The organism is Agrococcus citreus, assembly GCF_039527715.1.
GTDB lineage: Bacteria > Actinomycetota > Actinomycetes > Actinomycetales > Microbacteriaceae > Agrococcus > Agrococcus citreus.
In genome coordinates this window covers 356,825-375,240 of sequence record NZ_BAAAKK010000005.1, presented here as the reverse complement: position 1 = coordinate 375,240, position 18,416 = coordinate 356,825, and the positions used below count along the sequence as shown (strand labels likewise).

Genomic DNA, 18,416 nt, shown 5'->3' with positions numbered 1-18,416 from the left:
GCGCTCTGCGCGGTCGTGCGACCACCCGCGACGTTGAGAGCAGGGCGGCGGATGCCTGAGGGCGACACGATCTACCGGGCTGCGGTCAACCTCGGCGCGGCGATGACGGGGCGCGAGCTGCTGCGCAGCGACTTCCGGGTGCCGAAGCTCGCGACCGCCGATCTCGCGGGCGAGCACATCGACGAGGTGCGCGCCGTCGGCAAGCACCTGCTCATGCGCGGCGAGCGGTTCACGATCCACTCGCACGCCGGGATGGACGGGCTGTGGCACGTGCTCGCGCCCGGGAGCCGCGCGCCCGTGCCGGCCCACACCATCCGGGTCGTGCTCGCCACCGCGGAGCACGAGATCGTCGGCTCGAGCCTGCCCGTGCTCGAGCTGCTGCCGCGCGCGGGCGACCTCGAGTCGCTCGCCTACCTCGGGCCCGACCTGCTCGACCCCGACTGGGACGACGCGAAGGCGGCCGAGGCAGCGCGACGGTTGCGCGCGACGGATGCGCCCGTCGGCGTGGCCCTGCTCGACCAGCACGCGGTCGCCGGGCTCGGCAACGTCTATCGCGGCGAGCTGTGCTTCCTGCGCGGTGTGCACCCCGCGACGCCGATCGCCCAGGTGGAGGTGGAGCCGCTCGTCGCGCTCGCGCGGCGGCTCATGGTCGCGAACCGCGACCGCACCGAGCGCACGTTCACGGGCGACTCGCGGCGCGGCCGGCGCACGTGGGTCTACGGCCGCGGCGGCCAGCCGTGCCTGCGGTGCGGCACGCGCATCCGGGATGCGCAGCTGGGCCTCGAGGACGGCATGCTGCGGCAAGTGCAGTGGTGCCCGCGCTGCCAGCCCGAGCCCGCCGCGACCGCCGCTAGCTGAGCCGCTGTCGCGCCGCATCCACCCGTGCACCGCGGACCGGGTCAGCGCGGGCGGTGCACCCGCACCCACTCGTGCATCACGATCGCGGCGGCCGCCGCCGCATTGATCGAGCGCGTCGAGCCGAACTGGCGGATCGCGACGTGCGCATCCGCGACGGCGATCGCCGCATCCGTCAACCCCGGCCCCTCCTGCCCGAACAGCAGCACGCAGCGCTCCGGCAGCGGTGCCGCGTCCACGGGCACCGAGCCGGCGGTGTTGTCCACCGCCACGATCCGCAGCCCGGCGTCCCTCGCCCAAACCACGAGCGCATCCACGCTCTCGTGGTGCTCGATGCGCTGGTAGCGGTCGGTCACCATCGCGCCGCGGCGGTTCCAGCGACGCTTGCCGACGATGTGCACGGCGGATGCGGTGAACGCGTTGGCCGTGCGCACGATCGACCCGATGTTGAGGTCGTGCTGCCAGTTCTCGATCGCGACGTGGAACGGGTGGCGACGCGACTCGAGGTCGGCGACGATCGCGTCCATCCGCCAGTAGCGATAGCCGTCGACGACGTTGCGGCGATCGCCGTGCTCGAGCAGCTCGGGGTCGAGCCGATCGTCGACCGGATGCTCGCCGGCCCACGGACCGACGCCGACCTCGAGCTGCGGCTCGTCGGCTGGCTCCATGCCTCCAGGCTAGGCGTCAGGCGATGATGAGCGAGCCGGCTCCCGCACCACCGCGGTCGCGGCGCCCTCGCGCTTCGTCCGCCGCCTCGCGCGGAAGCCGCCGATGATCGACACCGCGGCGTAGCAGAACAGCGCTCCCGCCGCGATCGGCACGAGCCACTCCCGCGCGGGGCCGTTGACCCACTGGTTCGCCCAGCCCAGGTAGGGAATCGAGTACCAGACGGTGCCCTGCACCTGCACGGGCATGACCTGCGCGGCGTCTGCCACGTCATTGGCATCGCCCTGCGTGGTGAAGCGAACCTCGCCGCTCGCGCTGTCGGTGCTGCGAGCGATCACGCGATGCGTGACGAGCGTCGGCTGGCCCGACTCCAGCTGGAAGGTGATCACCTCACCGAGCTGGATCTCTGCGACGGGTGTCGGCTTGACGACCACCAGCGTGCCGGGCGGCAGCGTGGGCGTCATGGAGCCGGTCAGGATGCTCAAGGGCGTGCTGCCGGTCACCGCAGGCACGCCGACCGCGACGATGCCGAGTCCGAGGACGAGCAGCAGGAGACCGGCGCTGAGACCGCGCACGATCTCGCGCGCAACGGTGCGTGCCTTGCTCATGCCAGATCCTCCCGGCGTCGTGCGGCGACGAGTGCGGCGCCCAGCACCATCATGGCGGTCGCGCCGATCACGAGGCCCGGGGCGAGGGGCGCGCCGGTCTGAGGCAGCGTCGCCCCCGCAGCCGACTCGGGACTGGCCGGGACGAATGGGATGTCGACGGCCTCGGCCGGGCAGCCCGGGGGCACGACTCCTGCCGCCATGCCAACGCGCAGGTCGAAGCCCACGCTGCTGCCCTGCGCCTCCGTGCCGGTCAGCGCAGCGTCGAGTGCGACGGCGACCGTCACCGCAGCCGTCTCGCCGGGGAGCATGAGCCGGCTCATCACCACCGTGCACTCGCTGAGCCCCTCGAATGGAGTGCGCTCGAGCAGCGCCCGACCCCGCTCGTCGTCAGCGGCCAAGCTGAACGCCGCACTCGCCGCGGGGTCGGAGGCCCGCGGGCGGATGACCGCGACGACGAGGGTCACGGGCTCGTCGCGCATGCTGCGCATCTCGAGGGTCGGTGCCACGCTCTCCCCCGGCGCGAGCACCGGCGCCTCGGGCAGCAGCGCCGTCGGCGATGACGACCACGCCGAACCGTCGACCGCGAAGTCCAGATCGCCCTCGTCTGCCGCTGCGGGGTGCACGGGCACGAGCACGAGCAGCAGCGCCGCGAGCGGCACGAGCAGCCACCGCATCACTGCTACCCGCACCAGATCCGCGAGTTGCCGCTGACAAGTGAGGTCCGCACGTCGCCCGTCGCGGCCGTCGTCCATGCAGTCCCCGCGATGCTCTGCTCGACGGTGACGCGGGTGAGACCGGCTCCGTTGCGGGCGATGAAGCCGGCGAGCGCTGCATCGCCCGCGTTGATGCCGAACGCAGGTGGTGCGCCCTTTGTGGTGGTCAGGAGCAACGCGCGCTCGCCTGAGCCGCCCGCGCGGGAAAGGACGACCCGGTACATGATCTCGCCCTGATACTCGTCGTTGCCTGCGAAGCTGAGCCCGATGTACCACTCCTGGCCCGTGCATGACAGCGGCGCGGGCATGGGCGCAACAGGGATGCCGACGACCTCAAGGGCGAACGCCTGCGTAGCATCTGAGGCATTACAAGGAGCGAGTACCACGCGTCGGGGGTTCGCAGGATCTTGCAGGTTGTAAAGCCCGCCGCGGACCGTTGCGCAATGGCCGGGCGCCGACGCGCTTTCGATGCGAGACGTAGCGGCACCGACGGTTGTGATGCGCCACTGCTGCGCCCTACTGCCGTTCTGGCTCGGGGCCGAGGTCTGCAGCGCGTCGGTCCCTGGCTGCACCGCCGTCCAAAGGCGATCGATCCCACTAGGGTTTCCCCACCGGTCGGCAGCGAAAATTTGGAACGTGCCGTCCACTGACTTGACGCGCCACTCTGAGGAGTCGACAGGGCACGCCGCGAAGCGGGCGACTACGGGCGGGACGTCGTTGGCACGACCGACGCAGAACCCGTCGTTGCGGATCGTGTAGCGCGCGTAGTCGTAGAGGACGGGCGCACTGGCCGCGGCAGCGACCGACTGGGTGACGCGCGAGACAAGCGAGGCCGTCGACCACGTGGCCACATCCGCGTACGTGAGCTTCCCGCTCATGGCGAGCTGCAGGGACTGCACAGCGGTCGAGGTCGGGGCGGTCTGCTGCAAGGTCGTCTGAACGCACAGGATCGTCGTGGCACCGGCAGCGAGCCGGTCGACCAGCGGGAACGACGTGACGGTGGTCGACAGCGTCCGGACCGTGGGCGCGGTGAGCACCCGCTGCGGGGTGCAGTCGGCTGCGGCGGTCACCGGAGCCACGGCGACGCTGATCGCAGTCGCCAACTGAGAACTCGTGGGCGACTCCGCAGTGATCGACAGCGCTTGAGCTGCATCACGACTGCCGGTGTTCCGGATCGTCACGGCACCGGCAGCCACCCGGCTCTGCGCTGTGTACGTGACGGCGAGCGGCGACGACCCGGGTGCCGGCAGCACCTGGAGCTCGAGCCCCACGGTGGCGGCACCCGCCTGGGCCTGCAGCTGCGCCTGACCGCTCCAATAGGCAGTCGCACCGGTGCCGCCGGCAAGCACGAGGAAGACGGAGACAGCGGCGGTCAGCTGCAGGCGACGACGACGGAGCAGGCGGATCACGGCGCCTGCCTGCCGTCGAGCGTGATGGTGAATGCGGTGTTGCTGGCCGGCGTGGCTGCGTCGGTCGCCCGCACCTCGATGCAACCCGCGAACGAAGCGCCTGCAGGCAGCACGACGGGCGACGCGGCGGCGACGACCGCCGTGGGCGTCGCGCTGAGCCTTGCTCCCGCAAGGGGCGTCGTGGAGCAGGCGCCTGCCGCGGCACGGACCTCGAAGCCCGGGGCGGTGGGCGTGACGCTCGCGGAGAGCGCCATGGCGACATCGCCGGTGTTCACGACCACGAAGGGCTGTCGGATCGACTCCCTCGGCAGCATGTTCCGCCACTTCTGGTCGTCGTACCCGGTGCCCCAAGCGGCAGTCAGCGCTGCTGATCCGCTCGAGATGGTGCCCGCGCTGACCCGGGCCTGGCTGCTCCAGAGGGCGTACGAGCCGCCGACGCCTGAGAGCGCGAGGCCGAGTATCGCGGCTCCGCCGGCTGCCGTCAGCAGCATCCGCCGCACGCTGAACGCGCGCCGCAGGCGCGGGAGCGGCGTCGTGCCGGGCTGCTGAGACATGGCGGCGTCGGGATCGGCGAGAGCCCGTCCCTCTGCGGCGCGGGGCCGCGGCGGGACGGGCTGGCGCATGCCTAGTTGGCGTCCGTCTGCGTCGCGATGAACGAGACGCCCGAGAAGTCGACCGTCGCGTTCTGCGAGTTGTTCGGCGTGGTGGCCTGCACGGCCGAGGTGAACGGGAAGTCGACCGAGAGCTGCACGGGGATCGTGTAGACGCCCGGGCCGTCGAAGGTAAACGTCTCGGTCGCCGAGTCGAACGCGACGACGCCGACCGGGCCGGTGGCGCCGGCGACGGCAGTGACGGTCGCGGGGGCACCCTGGTTGAGCACGAAGCTGAACTCGCCTGCAGCAGCGGGCGAGACGACGATCGAGTCGCTGTCGAGCACGATAGTGCCCTCGATGTTGTCGCCTTCGGCGGTCAGTGTAAGCGTGGTGGAGTAGGTGGAGGCATCGCCCGGCACCCACTCGGTGATCGTCGACGACCACGTGCCGGCCGCTGCGGTGATGTCGAGCGTTCCTGCCTTGATCGCGCTCGCACCGAGGTCGGTGGATGTGTTCCAGTACGCGAGCGAGCCGGCGCCGCCGAGCAGCAGGACCATGCCGGCACCTGCAGCGACGGAGCCCTTGACGAACTTGTTCATGATGGATCTCCTCAAGTCGGATCGCCCGAATGCCATCGACATGGGCGGCGGCCGCATCGCGGTCGTGCACACGACGTGCACCTCGTCGGACTGGCGGCCTACGAAGAAACCTATTGAGACAATCTCAAGACGACGGTGGCATGGAGCGCAAGGATGCCTGAGCGGAATGCTACGAATTCAAACTATCCGTGCGCAAACACTGTTCGTCTAGAGGTTTGCTCAACTCCCCTCAATGTCTGCCAAAGACGTGTGCGCATCCGGTTCCCCACGATGGGGGACGCACGGGCACCGATCGAGCGCCAGGCAGAGAGCGGTGCCGCGTCAGCCGATAATGATCGGCGACGTGCTCGGCACGACGTGCACCGCTGGAGCGGGACGACGGCGTGGCAACGCCGAGAGCCAGCGATAGCCGGCGGCGAGCGCCCAGCCGGCGGCGAGGCCTACGGCCCACCACGGGGGGCCGGGGATGTCGGGCACGGCGGCCGCCTCCGCCTCGACCTCGGGGGTCGGGATGCGTTCACCCACGACGACGATGCGGTGGCTGTTGATGCCGAGCGGCGTGCACGTGACGAGGCTCACGAGGTCGCGGGCCGACTCGGGCAGCAGCAGCTCGGTGTCTCCGGGCTCGACGACCTGCACGTCACGCACCGCGTAGGTGAGCACCTCGCCGTAGACGTCGAGCTCGAAGGTCTCACCCTCCGCGACCTGGTCGAGGTCGCTGAAGAGCACGGACTCGGGCAGGCCGCGGTGGCCGGTGAGCACGCTGTGGGTGCCCGAGCCACCGACCGGGAGGGCAGAGCCCAGCAGGTGGCCGACGCCCTTCCGCAGCGTCTCCTCGTCGGTGCCGTGGTAGATCGGGAGGTCGACCTCGATCGACGGGATCCGGATGCGTGCCATCACCTCCGCGGGACCGAGGTCGAGCTGCTCCTCGTAGGCGGCGACGATTGCGCGCTGGTCGCCGAGCGGCGTGCGGCCGTAGGGGTCGATGAGCGCGCCGCCCGTGAGGGTCTGGTTGTAGGCGCGCGCCTCGGCGAGCTCCTAGACAGCGAGCCTCAAGAAGGCCTGGAGTTCGTTCAAAAGCGAACGAATCACACTGTTCACATCGGCGTCACATGGCACCGTGCGGCGCCGCGTAGCCTGAACCCATGCGCACCAGGGCAGACATCGAATGCTGGCTCACCGACATGGACGGCGTGCTCGTGCGCGAGGAGCGCCCGCTGCCGGGAGCCAAGGAGCTGCTCGAGCAGTGGCAGGATCGCGGCATCGAGTTCCTCGTGCTGACGAACAACTCCATCTTCACGCCGCGCGATCTGTCGGCACGACTGCGCGCATCCGGCCTCGTCGTGCCCGAGGAGCGGCTCTGGACGAGCGCGCTCGCGACCGCCGACTTCCTGCACGACCAGATGCCGGGCGGCTCGGCGTTCGTGATCGGCGAGGCGGGCCTCATCACGGCGCTGCACGAGATCGGCTTCACGATGACGGAGAGCGACCCCGACTACGTCGTCATCGGCGAGACCCGCTCGTACTCGTTCGAGGCGATCACGAAGGCCATCCGGCTCATCGCCGGTGGCGCGCGCTTCATCTCGACGAACCCCGATGCGACGGGGCCGAGCGCGAACGGGCTGCTGCCCGCGACGGGCGCGATCAACGCGCTCATCACGACGGCCACCGGGCGCGTGCCTTACATCGTCGGCAAGCCCAACCCGATGATGTTCCGCTCGGCGCTCAACAAGATCGGCGCGCACAGCGAGACCACCGGCATGATCGGCGACCGGATGGACACCGACATCATCGCCGGCATGGAGGCGGGCCTGCACACCGTGCTCGTCATGACCGGCATCTCCGATCCGTCGCTCGTCGAGACCTACCCGTTCCGCCCCGACGAGATGCTCGCCGGCGTGCACGAGCTCGTCGACCCGGTGCCGCCGGAGTCGGAGCTCGACGAGCCGCGCGCCGACGTCTGACCCGACGCATCCACCGATCTCGACGTCAGGCCTCAGACAGGATGCGGATGACGTGCGCGCCGAAGACGGCGGCGACCGTGGCCGCCGCCACGGCCACCGGCGCGAGCAGCCGGTCGATCGGGCGGTGGGCGACCTCCCGGGCGTCGAGACCGTCGAGGCGGATCCAGCCGTAGAGCGCCGCCTTGCCCTGCCGGATCGCGGCTGCGACGAGCGCGAGCGCGAGCACCGCGGCGGCGAGCGCGAGCAGCAGCCACACCCACGGCAGGGCGGCTCCCTCGGCCGCGCGGAACGGCGCGAGCGCGAGCGCGCCCAGCATGAGCGGCAGCACCCACCACGTGATCGGCGGGCCGAATCCGCGCGCCACCACGAGCCCGAGCACGGCGGCGACGGCGAGCAGCACGACCCCCATGAGCAGCCCGCCCCAGCCGGCCACCTGGCAGACCGCCGGTGACAGCGCACCGCAAGCCCCCGCATCCGCCGAGAGCAGCATCCCCGTCGCGCTCGAGGCGGATGCGGCGCCGTAGCCCGCGGTCGCCCACGACGTCAGCAGCCCGAGCCACCCCGTGGCCGGCTGACCGGCGACGATGAGCGGCGGCCGCTTGAAGAGGCGATCGGACCAGCGCACGCCTCAACGCTACGCCGCTGCGAGCGCGACGAGCCGACAGTCAGCGTGGGCGTCAGCGCGAGCGCGCGACGCTGCCGCGATCGCTCGACAGCAGTCGGTCGATCGCGCCGGCCGCCGCCCGACCTGCCCGGTTGCCGCCGACGGTCGACTGACTGGGGCCGAACCCGATGAGGTGGATGCGCGGCTCGTCGACGACCTGCGTGCCACGCACCGCGATGCCGCCGGATTCGTTCCGCAGCCGCAGCGGCTCGAGGTGCGGGAGGTGCGCCCTGAACCCCGTCGCCCAGAGGATGACGTCGAGCGAGGTGAACGTGCCGTCGGCCTCGCGCACGCCACGCGGCTCGACGCCCACGAACATCGGTCGCCGGTCGAGCGCGCCGCGAGCCTTCGCCGCGCGCGCGTACGGGGTCCAGAGCAGCCCCGTGTACGAGACGACACTGCGCGCCGGACGGCCGGCCTCGGCATCGGCCGTCACGCGCTCGATCACCGCGCGGCCCACCTCCGGATTGAACGCGCCGTCGAGGAAGACGGGCTCTCGCCGCGTGTACCAGCGGGTGGTCGCGACCTGCGAGAGCTCGTCGAGCAGCTGCACCGCCGAGATGCCACCGCCCACGACGCCCACGCGCTGGCCCGCGAACTCGCTCGCTGAGACGTAGTCGCGCGTGTGCAGCTGCCGTCCCTGGAACGACTCGTGACCCGGATAGCGCGGCAGCACGGGGTTGTTCCAGGTGCCGGTCGCGTTGACGACGGCGCGGGTGCGCCAGCTGCCGAAGTCGGTCGACACGAGCAGCTCGCGCTCGGGGTCGTCGTCGACGCGCTCGACGCTCGAGACGGCCACGGGTCGCACGATCGGCAGGCCCATCGCCCGCTCGAAGGCGGCGAAGTAGCGCGGCACCGCGTCGCGGCTCGGCTCGTCCTCGTCGATCGGCGGCTTGGGGAACCCCGGCAGGTCGAAGATGCCGTTGACGGTCGCCATCCGCAGCGACTCCCAGCGGTGCTGCCACGCGCCGCCCGGGGCCGCGTCGGCGTCGAGCATCACGAAGGTGCGGTCGCCGCTCGGGTCGTCGAGCGCGCTCGCGAAGCCGCGGCGCTGCAGGTGGTATCCGGCCGAGAGCCCGGCCTGGCCGGCGCCGATGACGACGACGGCGGCGCGACGCGCATCCGCTGGTGCCACCTCGTCCTCCCGCCTGCTCGTGCTCGCTCCGACCCGGTGCAACGTGCGCCTGCCCCGCCGGATTCCGGCATCGTGCGTCAGAAGGCGAGCAGCGCGTACTGCAGGCCGCTCGCGACGAGGCCGACCAGCGCGGCGAGCGCGACCCCGAGCGCGATGCCGGCGAGCAGCCGTGCAGGCTCCCGGAGGACGAGCGAGACGATCGCCAGCGCGACGGCGGCGACACCGAGGATGCCGCTCGCGATCGAGATCGCGCCCGTACCGATGCCGATCGCGCTCGGCGCATCCCCGCTCCGGATCGCGAGCGCGATGAAGACGGCTGACGCCGGCCCACTCAGCAGCTCGAGCCCGGCTGCGACGAGCGCGAGCACGGCGAAGATCCTGCGACGCGGCGGGGCCGGCTGCATCGACTGCATCGGCTGCATCGACGGATACGGCTGGTACTGCGGCGGGACGGGACCCTGTGCTGCGGCGCTCATGCACTCAACGTAGGACGCGCCGGTGGGCGCGGGCTGACGCATCCGCCGTATCCTCGTCTGCGTGATCCCCACCGACTGGATGCCCCACCGCCGCGCCGACGGCGAGGTCGTCGGCTACGTGCGCGAGGCCGGCGACGGCTTCCAGCCGATGGACGTGCTCGGGCGGCCGCTCGCGGAGCCCGGCGACTGGCTCGAGGTCGAGGAGCTGCTCGACGAGCACAGCCTGGCGTGGCTGACGGATGCCTTCCTGCTGTCGGTCGACGGAGCGGACGTGCGCGTGCGGGTCACCGAGCTCACGCCCGAGCGGGTGCGCGTGAAGCTCGACGACTTCGGCGCAGTCGGCCCCGGTGAGCCGCAGCGGTGGGAGCTGCCGGTGCCGACCGACGCGCTGCGCGTCGCGCCGCCGCTCACCGAGTGGCCAGGCTAGGCGGGCTTCAGCAGCCAGGCGATCAGCAGCATCACCGGCAGCGAGCCGATCGTGGTGAGCAGCACGATGTCGCGGGTGATGGCGGTCGCGCGGTCGTAGCGGAGCGCGTACTGGTACATGTTCTGCGCCGACGGCAGCGCCGCCATGACCGTGCACGCGTAGGTGAGCTGCTCGTCGAGGCCGAACGCGAAGCGAGCGAGCAGGTAGGCGACCACGGGCATCGCGAGCGACTTCAGCAGCACCGCGAGCGCCACCTCCTTGCGGCCCGAGCCCGGCTGCAGCGGGCGCTCGCCGCCGAGCGAGATGCCGAACGCGAGCAGCATGAGCGGCACGGCCGCGCCGCCGAGGATCTCGAGCGGCGCGAGCACGGGCGCCGGCAGCTCGATGCCGAGCGCCGAGACGAGCGCGCCGAGCGCCGCGGCGATCAGCATGGGGTTGCGCAACGGCTGCGTGATGATGCCCATGAACGACGCGCGACCGGCGGTGAGGATGTCGAGGGTCGCGAGCAGCAGCGGGGCGAGCACGAGCAGCTGCAGCAGCAGCATCGGCCCGATGAAGCCCGCATCGCCGATGACGTAGATCGCGACCGGCAGGCCGATGTTGTTGACGTTGCTGTAGCCGGATGCAGTGGCGGCGAGCGCGATGCGGCTCGCGTCCTTCGTCAGCCAGATGCGGGCGACGACGATGTAGATCAGCGCGACCGCCACGAACGCGAGCAGCGCGACCGCGAGCACGCTCGAGAAGAGCAGCTCGACGTCGGCCTCGCTGAGGACGGTGAAGAGCAGTGCCGGGCTCGCAGCGAAGAACGAGGTCTTGTTGAGGACCAGGCGCCCTCCCTGGTTCACGATGTTCAGCCGGGCGAGCAGCCAGCCCACGAAGATGACGAAGCCGATGATGGCGAAGCCGATCAGCACGCCGCCCATGGCATCCCCCGCATCCGCCGACCGTCGACGAGGACAAGTCTGACATCCCGTCGGCCCCTCGATGATCGAGTAGCAGCCGGCGCAGCTCCTCGACGAGCGAGGGCGGCGCTACTGCGGCGCGAGGCCCAGGTCGTCGAGCGTGATCGCCGCTCGGTACTCGACGCCCGCCGCCTCGATGACGGCCTGCGCGCCCGTCGCGCGATCGACGATGACCGCGACCGCGACGACCTCTGCGCCGACCTTGCGCAGCGCCTCGATCGCCTTGAGCGGGCTGCCGCCGGTCGTCGAGGTGTCCTCCACGACGACGACGCGCTTGCCCTCGAGCTCGGGCCCCTCCACCTGCCGGCCGCGACCGTGGTCCTTCGGCTCCTTGCGCACGACGAACGCATCCACCTCGAGCCCGCGCGCGAGCCCGCGGTGCAGCATCGACGTCGCGAGCGGGTCGGCGCCCATGGTGAGGCCGCCGACCGCCGAGACGCCGGGGATGTCGGCGATGAGGTCGAGCAGCACGTCGCCGATGAGTGGCGCCGCGCGGTGGTCGAGCGAGAGCTTGCGCAGGTCGATGTAGTAGCTCGCGCGCTTGCCGCTCGTGAGCACGAAGTCGCCGTGGAAGACGGCCTCGTCTCGGATGAGCTGGATGAGCTGGTCGCGCGCGTTCACGCCCCCAGGCTACTTCCCGCCGTCATATGACTCTCAACGTCGCCGGTGGTCGCTCGAGCCGCGTGCGCGCCCGCCGTACCACTCGCGACGTCGAGGATCAGGCGTCGGTGGGAGCCGGGCGTGAGTCGGCGCGCGGGGCGACGCCGGTGCGCGTCTCTCGGCCCGTCCAGGCGGCGAAGCGCTCGGAGCGCGTCGCGTCCGCGGGCGGCTCGACGGCGCTGCCGAAGACGGTCGGCCGGCGGATGGCGGCCTCGTCGGCGCGGTCGCGGTACTCCTCCATCCACTCGAGCAGCTCCGCCGGGAACTCGAGGTTGGCGGCGAGCCCGACGCGAGCGGACCCCCACCGCACGTCCCACGCGTGGAGCGCCATGTCGAGCGTCGCGAGCGGCAGCGCGCGGAACGCCTCCTCGTCGGCGTCGTGCGCGGCCGAGCGCAGCCGAGCGGCGAGCGACTCCCACGTCTCGACCGCCTCGAAGTCGGTGCCGGAGGCCATCATCGCGTCGTGCTCGGCGTCGAGGGGTCGCTCCCCCTCCGCCCCGCCGAGCAGCGCGCCCGCGCCGTACTCCGCCTGCACGCCCGTGACGTGGCGGATGACGTCGGCGATCGACCAGTCGGTGCACGCCGACTGCAGACCGAGCCGGTCGGCGCCCGCTCGGGCCTCGGCGCAGAAGAGGTCGAGAGCCTGGAGGTAGCGTTCGCGCGCGGTGCCCATCCATCCATAGTGCCCTGTCGCGCGCTCACGACGGATGAGTGATGCTCGTGTTGTCCGGGCGGCTTGCGCGCGGGGACGTGACGACGCATCCGCCGCGCCCGTAGGCTCGATGCATGCGCATCGCCACCTGGAACGTGAACTCCGTGCGCGCTCGCACGGCCCGCATCGTCGACTGGCTCGAGCGCAGCGACGTCGACGTGCTCGCGATGCAGGAGATCAAGTGCAAGACCGAGCAGTTCCCGTATGAGGCCTTCGAGGCCGCGGGCTACGAGGTGCAGGCGCACGGCTTCAGCCAGTGGAACGGCGTCGCGATCGCCTCGCGGCTGCCGATGAGCGAGGTGGAGCGCGACTTCGTCGGCCAGCCCGGCTACGCCAACACCGGCGACCCCGTCGTCGAGGCGCGCGCGATGGCCGCGACGGTCGAGGGCGTGCGGCTCTGGAGCCTCTACGTGCCCAACGGCCGCGAGCTCGCGCACGCCCACTACGACTACAAGCTCGAGTGGCTGCGCGTGCTCACCGGCCACCTCGGCGGCTGGAGCGGGCGCCCGCTCGCACTCATGGGTGACTTCAACATCGCGCCGCTCGACTCCGACGTGTGGGACATCCGCGTCTTCGACGGCTCGACGCACGTCTCGCCGCCCGAGCGCCAGGCGTTCGAGGCACTGCTGGGCGCCGGCCTCATCGACGTCGTGCGCGACCGAGCGCCCGGCTACACCTACTGGGACTACAAGGCCGGCCGCTGGAACAAGAACGAAGGGATGCGCATCGACTTCGTGCTCGGCACCCCCGAGTTCGCCGACCTCGTCACCCGCGCGTCCATCCACCGCGACCAGCGCCAGGGCGACGCGCCCTCCGACCACGTACCGGTGGTCGTCGACCTCGACCTCGAGACCGAGCTCGACGACGACCGCCCGATGATCTTCTGATGGCGGATGCGACGACTCCAGAGGACTGGGAGGAGCTCGAGCCGCAGCGCGAGCGGACGGCCGCCGATCGCTGGCGGCTCGCCACGTGGGTGCTGATCTTCGCGAACCTGCTCGCCCTGCTGCTGCTCGCTCCCGTGGGCGACGGCGGGATCGTCGAGGCGGCCGAGGCGGCCGGCACCGATGAGGGCCCCGCGCGGCTCACCTACTGGGTCACGCTGCTGGGCGCGACACTCGTCGGCAACGGCATCGGCGCGGGTGCCGCCGCGACCCGGCAGCGCTGGGCCATCGTGCCGCCGGTGCTCGCGGCCGTCGTCAGCTGGGCGGGGTTCTTCATCGCATCGTCGATGGTCTGACGCGGACGACGATCGCGCTCGGGCCGCTCGGATCGCTCGGATCGCTCCGAACCGACACGGCGGCCGGGCCGATGCTCCCCAGCGCCGCCCGGCCGCCGCCATCCACGGCTTCCCGCAGTGCCTCCATGCGTCGGCACGATCACAGTGTTACAGAAAAAGCCTGAACGCGCGACGCAAGTGCGTTGCGGATCGCGGCGGGTCCACGCGCGACGCCCAGAACGGGCGGGAAACGGGGGGCCCGGCGCAAGATACGTGCGTCGAAGACTCCATACGCTGGATTCACGCACCGATCGAGCGTGACGCCGTCCGTCGCCGCTCGGTCTCCTCGCCCCCGATCCTGCCCAGGAGGCTCCCATGACGATGACCCAGGCCACCGCCGCCGACCTCCGCCAGCACCCCGCCTGGCTCCAGATCAAGGCCGCCGCCACCGCGCTGCAGCCACTGCAGTCGAAGAACGGCTCGATCGAGGACGCCGCCCACCACGACGCGGCCCGCGGCCACGTCGACCAGCTCGTGCAGGGCATCCGCGAGATGGCGCCCGAGTTCCCGCACGACGCCTCCTACCTCGCGCAGGCAGCGGTCGACTTCGAGCGCTGGGCTGCCGAGGGCTTCGGCGTGCCCGACTTCTTCGACGCGCTCATCGAGTTCCAGCCGCAGCAGCACCGCGTCGACGGCCTGCAGCACCTCGTCGTGTTCCCGATGGTGACGCAGAACGGCTCGAGCGACCGGCTCGTCGAGGCCGTGCTCATCGAGGTCATCTGGCCCGACTTCATCGCAGAGCTCGAGGCGGGCGACTACTCGAACGCGCTGTTCGTGCCGCTGCGCTTCATCGACTTCACCGCCGGCTACGACACGAACTCGGCCGTGCTCTTCCCCGAGACCGTCGCGATGCGCGAGATCCCGAAGTTCACCTGGGGCGCCATCTTCCAGGACCGCGAGGCCGCTCGCTTCCGCCGCGTCGTGGAGGCCGCGTGCGAGGTCACGAAGCTCGACCTGCCAGCCGACGCCGCCGAGATGCTCGCCGACCAGCGCCTCGCCGAGCAGACCTTCGTCATGTGGGACCTCATCCACGACCGCACGCACATGCGCGGCGACCTGCCGTTCGACCCGTTCATGATCAAGCAGCGCATGCCGTTCTTCCTCTACTCGCTCGAGGAGCTGCGCTGCGACCTGACCGCGTTCCGCGAGTCGGTCGCGATCGAACGGCGCATCCGAGCGAAGGACGGCGCGACGGATGCGGAGCTCGACCTCGCGAAGCACGCGAAGCTCGTGCAGTACGCGGTCATCTTCGACCGCATCTTCCGCTTCGCGATCACCGGCTCCCGCACCCGCAACTACGACGGCCTCGGCGGCCAGCTGCTGTTCGCCTGGCTGCACCAGCACCGCGTGCTGCACTGGACCGACACGCAGCTCGCCTTCGACTGGGACGAGGTGCCCGACGTCGTGAACAAGCTCGGCGAGGCGATCGAGCTGCTGTACTGGAAGTCGATCGACCGGCCCAAGATCGCGCACTGGCTCGCCGCCTACGAGCTCGTCTCCTCCGTCGTCGAGCCGCACCCCGCATCCGCCTGGAAGGCCGGGGACCTGCCGCTCGAGGGCACGCCCCGCCAGCTCACCGACCTCGTGATGGACGACGAGTTCCCGCTCTCGATGTTCTACGAGGCCTTCGAGAAGAAGATGCGCGACGTCATCGCCTCGACGAAGGGCATCACCGCCTGAGCCGATCGGCCCGTCGAGGCCGCGCTCGCACGACAAGGGGCACCTGTATCGGGTGCCCCTCGTCGTGCATCGGAGGTCGCACCACGGGGATCGCTGCGTGGGCAGCCTGTCCCGCAGCTCGGCCGGAATCGTTTCCAAACGCCCCTGGCCCTTTCGGTGCGGCTCGCCTAGCCTGAGGCCGGGAGGCGAGCAATGGCGATCATCGCGGCATACATGAGCCCATCCATCGGGCACCTGTATCCCTTCGTCGGCGTGCTGCTCGAGCTCCAGGAGCGCGGCCACCGCATCCACTTCCGCACGTTGCGACGCGAGGTGCCGCGGCTGCGCGCGCTCGGCTTCGAGGTCGACGCGATCGATCCGCGGCTCGAGCTCGTCGAGCTCGACGACTGGCGCACCCGACCGCTGTTCGAAGGCCTGGTCGGCGTGATCGAGACGTTCGCGGCGAGGGCAGAGTTCGGGGCGCCCGACCTGCGGTCGCTGGTACGCGCCGCCGAGCCCGACCTCGTCATCACCGACATCAACGCGTGGGGCGCTGCAGCCGCAGCCGAGGCATCCGGGCTCCCCTGGGTGTCGTTGGCCCCGTACACGCCGTTCGTGCGCTCCGAGGGGCTGCCGCCGCCCGGGCCCGGGCTGCGTCCCGACCCGAGCGCGCTGGGTCGGATGCGCGACGCCGCGGCCCGCCGGCTCGTGCTCGACCGCGCGGAGCAGCATGTGCTGCGCCGCCGCAACGAGCTGCGCGCCAGGCTCGCGGGCCTGCCGCCGCTCGAGTCTGCCGACGCCGTGTTCCGGCGTGCGCCGATGACGCTCGTGACGACCGCGGAGCCGCTCGAGTACTCCCACGTCGACTGGGAGCCCGACCTGCAGCTGGTCGGCGACACCTCGTGGGAGCCCGCGGCGCCGCAGCCCGAATGGCTGCGCGCGATCGACGGCCCGATCGTGCTCGTCACCAGCTCGAGCGAGTTCCAGCGCGACAGCGCGATCATCCGCACCGCGTTCGAGGCACTCGCCGACGAGCCGGTGACGGTCGTCGCGACCATGCCCGCGGGCATCGAGCCTGGCATCCACGTGCCGCCCAACGGGCGGCTCGTCGAGTTCACCCCGCACGGGCCCGTGCTCGACCGCGCGGTGTGCGTCATCACGCACGCCAGCCTCGGTGTCACGCAGAAGGCGCTGCTGCGCGGCGTGCCCGTGGTGGCCGTGCCGTGGGGACGCGACCAGTTCGAGGTCGCGGCCCGCGTCGAGCACGCCCACGCGGGGGTGCGCGTGCCGCGGCGCGCGCTCTCGCCGCAGCGGCTGCGCGACGCGGTCACACGCGCTCGAGCGATGCGCGCGGGCGCTCAGGCGGTCGCCGCCGGCCTCGAGGCGGCGGGCGGCGCCGCGCGCGCCGCGACGCTCGTCGAGCAGCACCTCGACGAGCGCGTCTCCAAGTAGTCGCCGTCGACGCGGCCGCGACCACCCCGGAATGCCGTCCAGCCGCATCCGGTTGACCCAGGAGATGCTCGCCGAGCATCGACAGCTTCGAGGAGGGCACACGATGACGAAGATCACGATCCTGGGCGCCACCGGCTTCGCCGGCAGCCACATCGCCGCGGAGGCTGCGAGCCGCGGCCACGAGCTCACGCTGCTCTCGCGCTCGACGCCGCAGCAGCCGCCCGCCGGCGCGCGCGTCATCAAGGGATCGGTGCTCGACGGCGACGTGCTCTCGCAGGTGCTCGACGGCGCCGAGGTCGTCGTCGGCGCGCTGTCGCCGCGCGGCGACATGGAGGGCCGGGTCTCGGATGCGTACGCCGACGTCGCGGCGCGGCTCGCGGGCACGCCCACGCGCTTCCTCATCGTGGGCGGCTTCGGCTCGCTCAAGGACGAGGCCGGCGAGCGCATCGTCGACACCGACGCGTTCGCGCCCGAGTACAAGCCGGAGTCGCAGGAGCTCTTCGCCGCCTACCAGCGGGTCAGCGCGACCGACGTCGACTGGACGTACGTGAGCCCCGCGGGCACCTTCGGCAGCTTCGTGCCCGACCAGACCCGCCGCGGCGAGTACCGCACGGGCGGCGACGCCGCCTTCTACGACGCCGACGGCCAGTCCGTCATCTCCGGCCCCGACTTCGCGCTCGCCGTCGTCGACGAGATCGAGGCGGGCGCGCACCGGCGCGAGCACATCTCCTTCGCGTACTGAGCGCATCCGCCCCTGATCGGCGCCCCAGATCGGCGCGAGGCCTGCGATGATCGCGGCATGACGAGTCGCGCGGTGCGGATGCTCCGGCGCGTGCTCGCGCCCGTGTCGCGCACGCGCTGGTTCCGTCGCGTCGGCCCGCGAGCGCTCCCCGTCGCCGAGCGCGTGCTGCGCCGCCTGACCGGCGGGCGACTCGTGGTCTCGGGGATCCTCGTGCCCTCGCTCGTGCTCCATACGGTCGGCGCGAAGACGGGCCTCCCCCGGCGGTCGGAGCTCATGTACACGCCCGACGGCCGGGGCGGCGCGATCGTCGCGGGCACGAGCTTCGCCCGCGAGGCGCACCCCGGATGGACGGCGAACCTCGCCGCGCACCCCGAGGCCGAGGTCGTCGTCCGCGGTCGCCGCGTCGCGGTGCGCGCGGAGCGCATCCCCGATGCCGAGCGCGACGCGACCTGGGCGCGCATCGAGCAGCAGTGGCCCGGCTACCGGCAGTACGAGCGCGACTCCGGCCGAACGGTGCGGCTGTTCCGGCTGACGACGGATGCCGTCCCGTCGCCGTTCGACGGGCGGCTGTAGCGCTCACGGCCGCCGGAGCCGCCAGACTGGTGGCATGCGCATCCTCATCGCGGGCGCCTCGAGCGCGCTCGGGCACGCCACCGCATCCGCCCTGCTGCACGCCGGCCACCACGTCATCGCGGTCGGCTCGAACGCCGACCGGCTCGGCCTCGTCGACGCGAGCGAGCACTTCGAGTGCGATCTCACCGACCTCGACGCGGTGCAGCAGCTCGCGGCGGAGGTCGGCGACCTCGACGGCCTCGTGCACCTCGTCGGCGGGTGGCGCGGC

Annotated in this window: 22 protein-coding genes and 1 pseudogene; 10 read left to right on the top strand and 13 right to left on the bottom strand. The window is 71.7% G+C overall.

Going from position 1 to position 18,416, the window contains the following annotated elements; all coding sequences use genetic code 11:
• The first annotated feature begins 51 nt into the window (after positions 1-51).
• Entirely contained in the window at positions 52-858 is an 807-nt protein-coding gene (locus ABD106_RS10630) for a DNA-formamidopyrimidine glycosylase family protein (RefSeq protein ID WP_343920169.1), read from the top strand.
• A gap of 41 nt (positions 859-899) precedes the next feature.
• Here ABD106_RS10630 and ABD106_RS10625 read toward each other — a convergent pair whose 3' ends face one another.
• The 7 genes and pseudogenes from ABD106_RS10625 to ABD106_RS10595 form a co-directional block, all read right to left on the bottom strand.
• Positions 900-1,523, bottom strand: a complete 624-nt coding sequence (locus tag ABD106_RS10625; RefSeq protein WP_343920167.1) for a TrmH family RNA methyltransferase — start codon at positions 1,521-1,523, stop codon at positions 900-902.
• Between the two features lie 9 nt (positions 1,524-1,532).
• Positions 1,533-2,129 carry a signal peptidase I gene (locus tag ABD106_RS10620; protein ID WP_343920165.1) on the bottom strand — a complete coding sequence of 199 codons (597 nt, stop codon included), beginning with the start codon at positions 2,127-2,129 and terminating at the stop codon, positions 1,533-1,535.
• Positions 2,126-2,803, bottom strand: a complete 678-nt coding sequence (locus ABD106_RS10615; protein ID WP_343920163.1) for an LPXTG cell wall anchor domain-containing protein — start codon at positions 2,801-2,803, stop codon at positions 2,126-2,128. Before ABD106_RS10615 ends, ABD106_RS10620 begins: the two co-directional genes overlap by 4 nt.
• Before the next feature lie 5 nt (positions 2,804-2,808).
• The gene (locus tag ABD106_RS10610) at positions 2,809-4,251 is read right to left on the bottom strand and encodes an RICIN domain-containing protein (RefSeq protein ID WP_343920161.1); all 1,443 of its coding nucleotides are present in this window, start codon (positions 4,249-4,251) and stop codon (positions 2,809-2,811) included.
• Positions 4,248-4,805: a hypothetical protein gene (locus ABD106_RS10605; protein WP_343920159.1), complete on the bottom strand. Its 558-nt coding sequence runs from the start codon at positions 4,803-4,805 to the stop codon at positions 4,248-4,250. The genes ABD106_RS10610 and ABD106_RS10605 overlap by 4 nt, the downstream gene beginning before the upstream one ends.
• Before the next feature lie 71 nt (positions 4,806-4,876).
• Positions 4,877-5,443, bottom strand: a complete 567-nt coding sequence (locus tag ABD106_RS10600) for an alternate-type signal peptide domain-containing protein (RefSeq protein ID WP_343920157.1) — start codon at positions 5,441-5,443, stop codon at positions 4,877-4,879.
• Positions 5,444-5,764: 321 nt separating this feature from the next.
• Positions 5,765-6,466 (bottom strand): annotated as a pseudogene (locus tag ABD106_RS10595) (class C sortase); the annotation flags it as partial.
• Positions 6,467-6,588: 122 nt separating this feature from the next.
• Here ABD106_RS10595 and ABD106_RS10590 point away from each other — a divergent pair.
• Positions 6,589-7,407 carry an HAD-IIA family hydrolase gene (locus tag ABD106_RS10590; protein ID WP_343920155.1) on the top strand — a complete coding sequence of 273 codons (819 nt, stop codon included), beginning with the start codon at positions 6,589-6,591 and terminating at the stop codon, positions 7,405-7,407.
• Between the two features lie 25 nt (positions 7,408-7,432).
• Here the strand turns inward: ABD106_RS10590 and ABD106_RS10585 are convergent, their stop codons facing one another.
• The 3 genes from ABD106_RS10585 to ABD106_RS10575 form a co-directional block, all read right to left on the bottom strand.
• On the bottom strand, positions 7,433-8,032 hold the full coding sequence (locus ABD106_RS10585; protein WP_343920153.1) for a hypothetical protein: 600 nt from the start codon (positions 8,030-8,032) through the stop codon (positions 7,433-7,435).
• Positions 8,033-8,084: 52 nt separating this feature from the next.
• The gene (locus ABD106_RS10580) at positions 8,085-9,206 is read right to left on the bottom strand and encodes an NAD(P)-binding domain-containing protein (RefSeq protein ID WP_343920151.1); all 1,122 of its coding nucleotides are present in this window, start codon (positions 9,204-9,206) and stop codon (positions 8,085-8,087) included.
• Positions 9,207-9,283: 77 nt separating this feature from the next.
• Positions 9,284-9,682, bottom strand: coding sequence for a hypothetical protein (locus ABD106_RS10575; RefSeq protein ID WP_343920149.1), 399 nt, complete (start codon positions 9,680-9,682; stop codon positions 9,284-9,286).
• A gap of 61 nt (positions 9,683-9,743) precedes the next feature.
• Between ABD106_RS10575 and ABD106_RS10570 the strand changes: the two genes are divergently transcribed.
• Complete coding sequence (locus tag ABD106_RS10570) at positions 9,744-10,109, top strand: hypothetical protein (RefSeq protein WP_343920147.1); 366 nt, start codon at positions 9,744-9,746, stop codon at positions 10,107-10,109.
• Here ABD106_RS10570 and ABD106_RS10565 read toward each other — a convergent pair.
• From ABD106_RS10565 to ABD106_RS10555, 3 genes are all read right to left on the bottom strand, one after another.
• Positions 10,106-11,032, bottom strand: a complete 927-nt coding sequence (locus ABD106_RS10565) for an AEC family transporter (RefSeq protein ID WP_343920145.1) — start codon at positions 11,030-11,032, stop codon at positions 10,106-10,108. The genes ABD106_RS10570 and ABD106_RS10565 overlap by 4 nt on opposite strands.
• A gap of 108 nt (positions 11,033-11,140) precedes the next feature.
• Positions 11,141-11,692, bottom strand: coding sequence for an orotate phosphoribosyltransferase (pyrE, locus tag ABD106_RS10560; RefSeq protein ID WP_343920143.1), 552 nt, complete (start codon positions 11,690-11,692; stop codon positions 11,141-11,143).
• A 97-nt stretch (positions 11,693-11,789) separates the two neighbouring features.
• Positions 11,790-12,404, bottom strand: a complete 615-nt coding sequence (locus tag ABD106_RS10555; protein ID WP_343920141.1) for a DinB family protein — start codon at positions 12,402-12,404, stop codon at positions 11,790-11,792.
• Between the two features lie 113 nt (positions 12,405-12,517).
• Between ABD106_RS10555 and ABD106_RS10550 the strand changes: the two genes are divergently transcribed.
• The 7 genes from ABD106_RS10550 to ABD106_RS10520 all read left to right on the top strand — a co-directional run.
• Positions 12,518-13,330, top strand: a complete 813-nt coding sequence (locus ABD106_RS10550; RefSeq protein WP_343920139.1) for an exodeoxyribonuclease III — start codon at positions 12,518-12,520, stop codon at positions 13,328-13,330.
• A complete protein-coding gene (locus ABD106_RS10545; RefSeq protein WP_343920137.1) occupies positions 13,330-13,683 on the top strand; it encodes a hypothetical protein in 354 nt (117 codons plus the stop codon). Before ABD106_RS10550 ends, ABD106_RS10545 begins: the two co-directional genes overlap by 1 nt.
• 354 nt (positions 13,684-14,037) lie before the next feature.
• Positions 14,038-15,402 (top strand): DUF6421 family protein, encoded by a 1,365-nt coding sequence (locus ABD106_RS10540; protein WP_343920134.1) that lies wholly within the window; start codon positions 14,038-14,040, stop codon positions 15,400-15,402.
• Between the two features lie 192 nt (positions 15,403-15,594).
• Positions 15,595-16,833 carry a glycosyltransferase gene (locus ABD106_RS10535; RefSeq protein ID WP_343920132.1) on the top strand — a complete coding sequence of 413 codons (1,239 nt, stop codon included), beginning with the start codon at positions 15,595-15,597 and terminating at the stop codon, positions 16,831-16,833.
• Between the two features lie 103 nt (positions 16,834-16,936).
• On the top strand, positions 16,937-17,575 hold the full coding sequence (locus tag ABD106_RS10530; RefSeq protein ID WP_343920130.1) for an NAD(P)-dependent oxidoreductase: 639 nt from the start codon (positions 16,937-16,939) through the stop codon (positions 17,573-17,575).
• A 57-nt stretch (positions 17,576-17,632) separates the two neighbouring features.
• Positions 17,633-18,148, top strand: coding sequence for a nitroreductase family deazaflavin-dependent oxidoreductase (locus ABD106_RS10525; protein ID WP_343920128.1), 516 nt, complete (start codon positions 17,633-17,635; stop codon positions 18,146-18,148).
• A gap of 34 nt (positions 18,149-18,182) precedes the next feature.
• On the top strand, positions 18,183-18,416 hold a 234-nt coding region (locus ABD106_RS10520; protein WP_343920126.1), incomplete at its 3' end, for an SDR family NAD(P)-dependent oxidoreductase.

Bases quoted from the DNA above. Each gene is read 5' to 3' on its own strand.
- ABD106_RS10525 (WP_343920128.1), top strand. From the start codon at position 17,633: ATGACGAGTCGCGCGGTGCGGATGCTCCGGCGCGTGCTCGCGCCCGTG.
- ABD106_RS10545 (WP_343920137.1), top strand. From the start codon at position 13,330: ATGGCGGATGCGACGACTCCAGAGGACTGGGAGGAGCTCGAGCCGCAG.
- ABD106_RS10555 (WP_343920141.1), bottom strand. From the start codon at position 12,404: ATGGGCACCGCGCGCGAACGCTACCTCCAGGCTCTCGACCTCTTCTGC.
- ABD106_RS10615 (WP_343920163.1), bottom strand. From the start codon at position 2,803: ATGCGGTGGCTGCTCGTGCCGCTCGCGGCGCTGCTGCTCGTGCTCGTG.
- ABD106_RS10600 (WP_343920157.1), bottom strand. From the start codon at position 5,443: ATGAACAAGTTCGTCAAGGGCTCCGTCGCTGCAGGTGCCGGCATGGTC.
- ABD106_RS10530 (WP_343920130.1), top strand. From the start codon at position 16,937: ATGACGAAGATCACGATCCTGGGCGCCACCGGCTTCGCCGGCAGCCAC.
- ABD106_RS10540 (WP_343920134.1), top strand. From the start codon at position 14,038: ATGACGATGACCCAGGCCACCGCCGCCGACCTCCGCCAGCACCCCGCC.
- ABD106_RS10535 (WP_343920132.1), top strand. From the start codon at position 15,595: ATGGCGATCATCGCGGCATACATGAGCCCATCCATCGGGCACCTGTAT.
- ABD106_RS10565 (WP_343920145.1), bottom strand. From the start codon at position 11,032: ATGGGCGGCGTGCTGATCGGCTTCGCCATCATCGGCTTCGTCATCTTC.
- ABD106_RS10620 (WP_343920165.1), bottom strand. From the start codon at position 2,129: ATGAGCAAGGCACGCACCGTTGCGCGCGAGATCGTGCGCGGTCTCAGC.
- ABD106_RS10630 (WP_343920169.1), top strand. From the start codon at position 52: ATGCCTGAGGGCGACACGATCTACCGGGCTGCGGTCAACCTCGGCGCG.
- ABD106_RS10605 (WP_343920159.1), bottom strand. From the start codon at position 4,805: ATGTCTCAGCAGCCCGGCACGACGCCGCTCCCGCGCCTGCGGCGCGCG.
- ABD106_RS10575 (WP_343920149.1), bottom strand. From the start codon at position 9,682: ATGAGCGCCGCAGCACAGGGTCCCGTCCCGCCGCAGTACCAGCCGTAT.
- ABD106_RS10590 (WP_343920155.1), top strand. From the start codon at position 6,589: ATGCGCACCAGGGCAGACATCGAATGCTGGCTCACCGACATGGACGGC.
- ABD106_RS10625 (WP_343920167.1), bottom strand. From the start codon at position 1,523: ATGGAGCCAGCCGACGAGCCGCAGCTCGAGGTCGGCGTCGGTCCGTGG.
- ABD106_RS10550 (WP_343920139.1), top strand. From the start codon at position 12,518: ATGCGCATCGCCACCTGGAACGTGAACTCCGTGCGCGCTCGCACGGCC.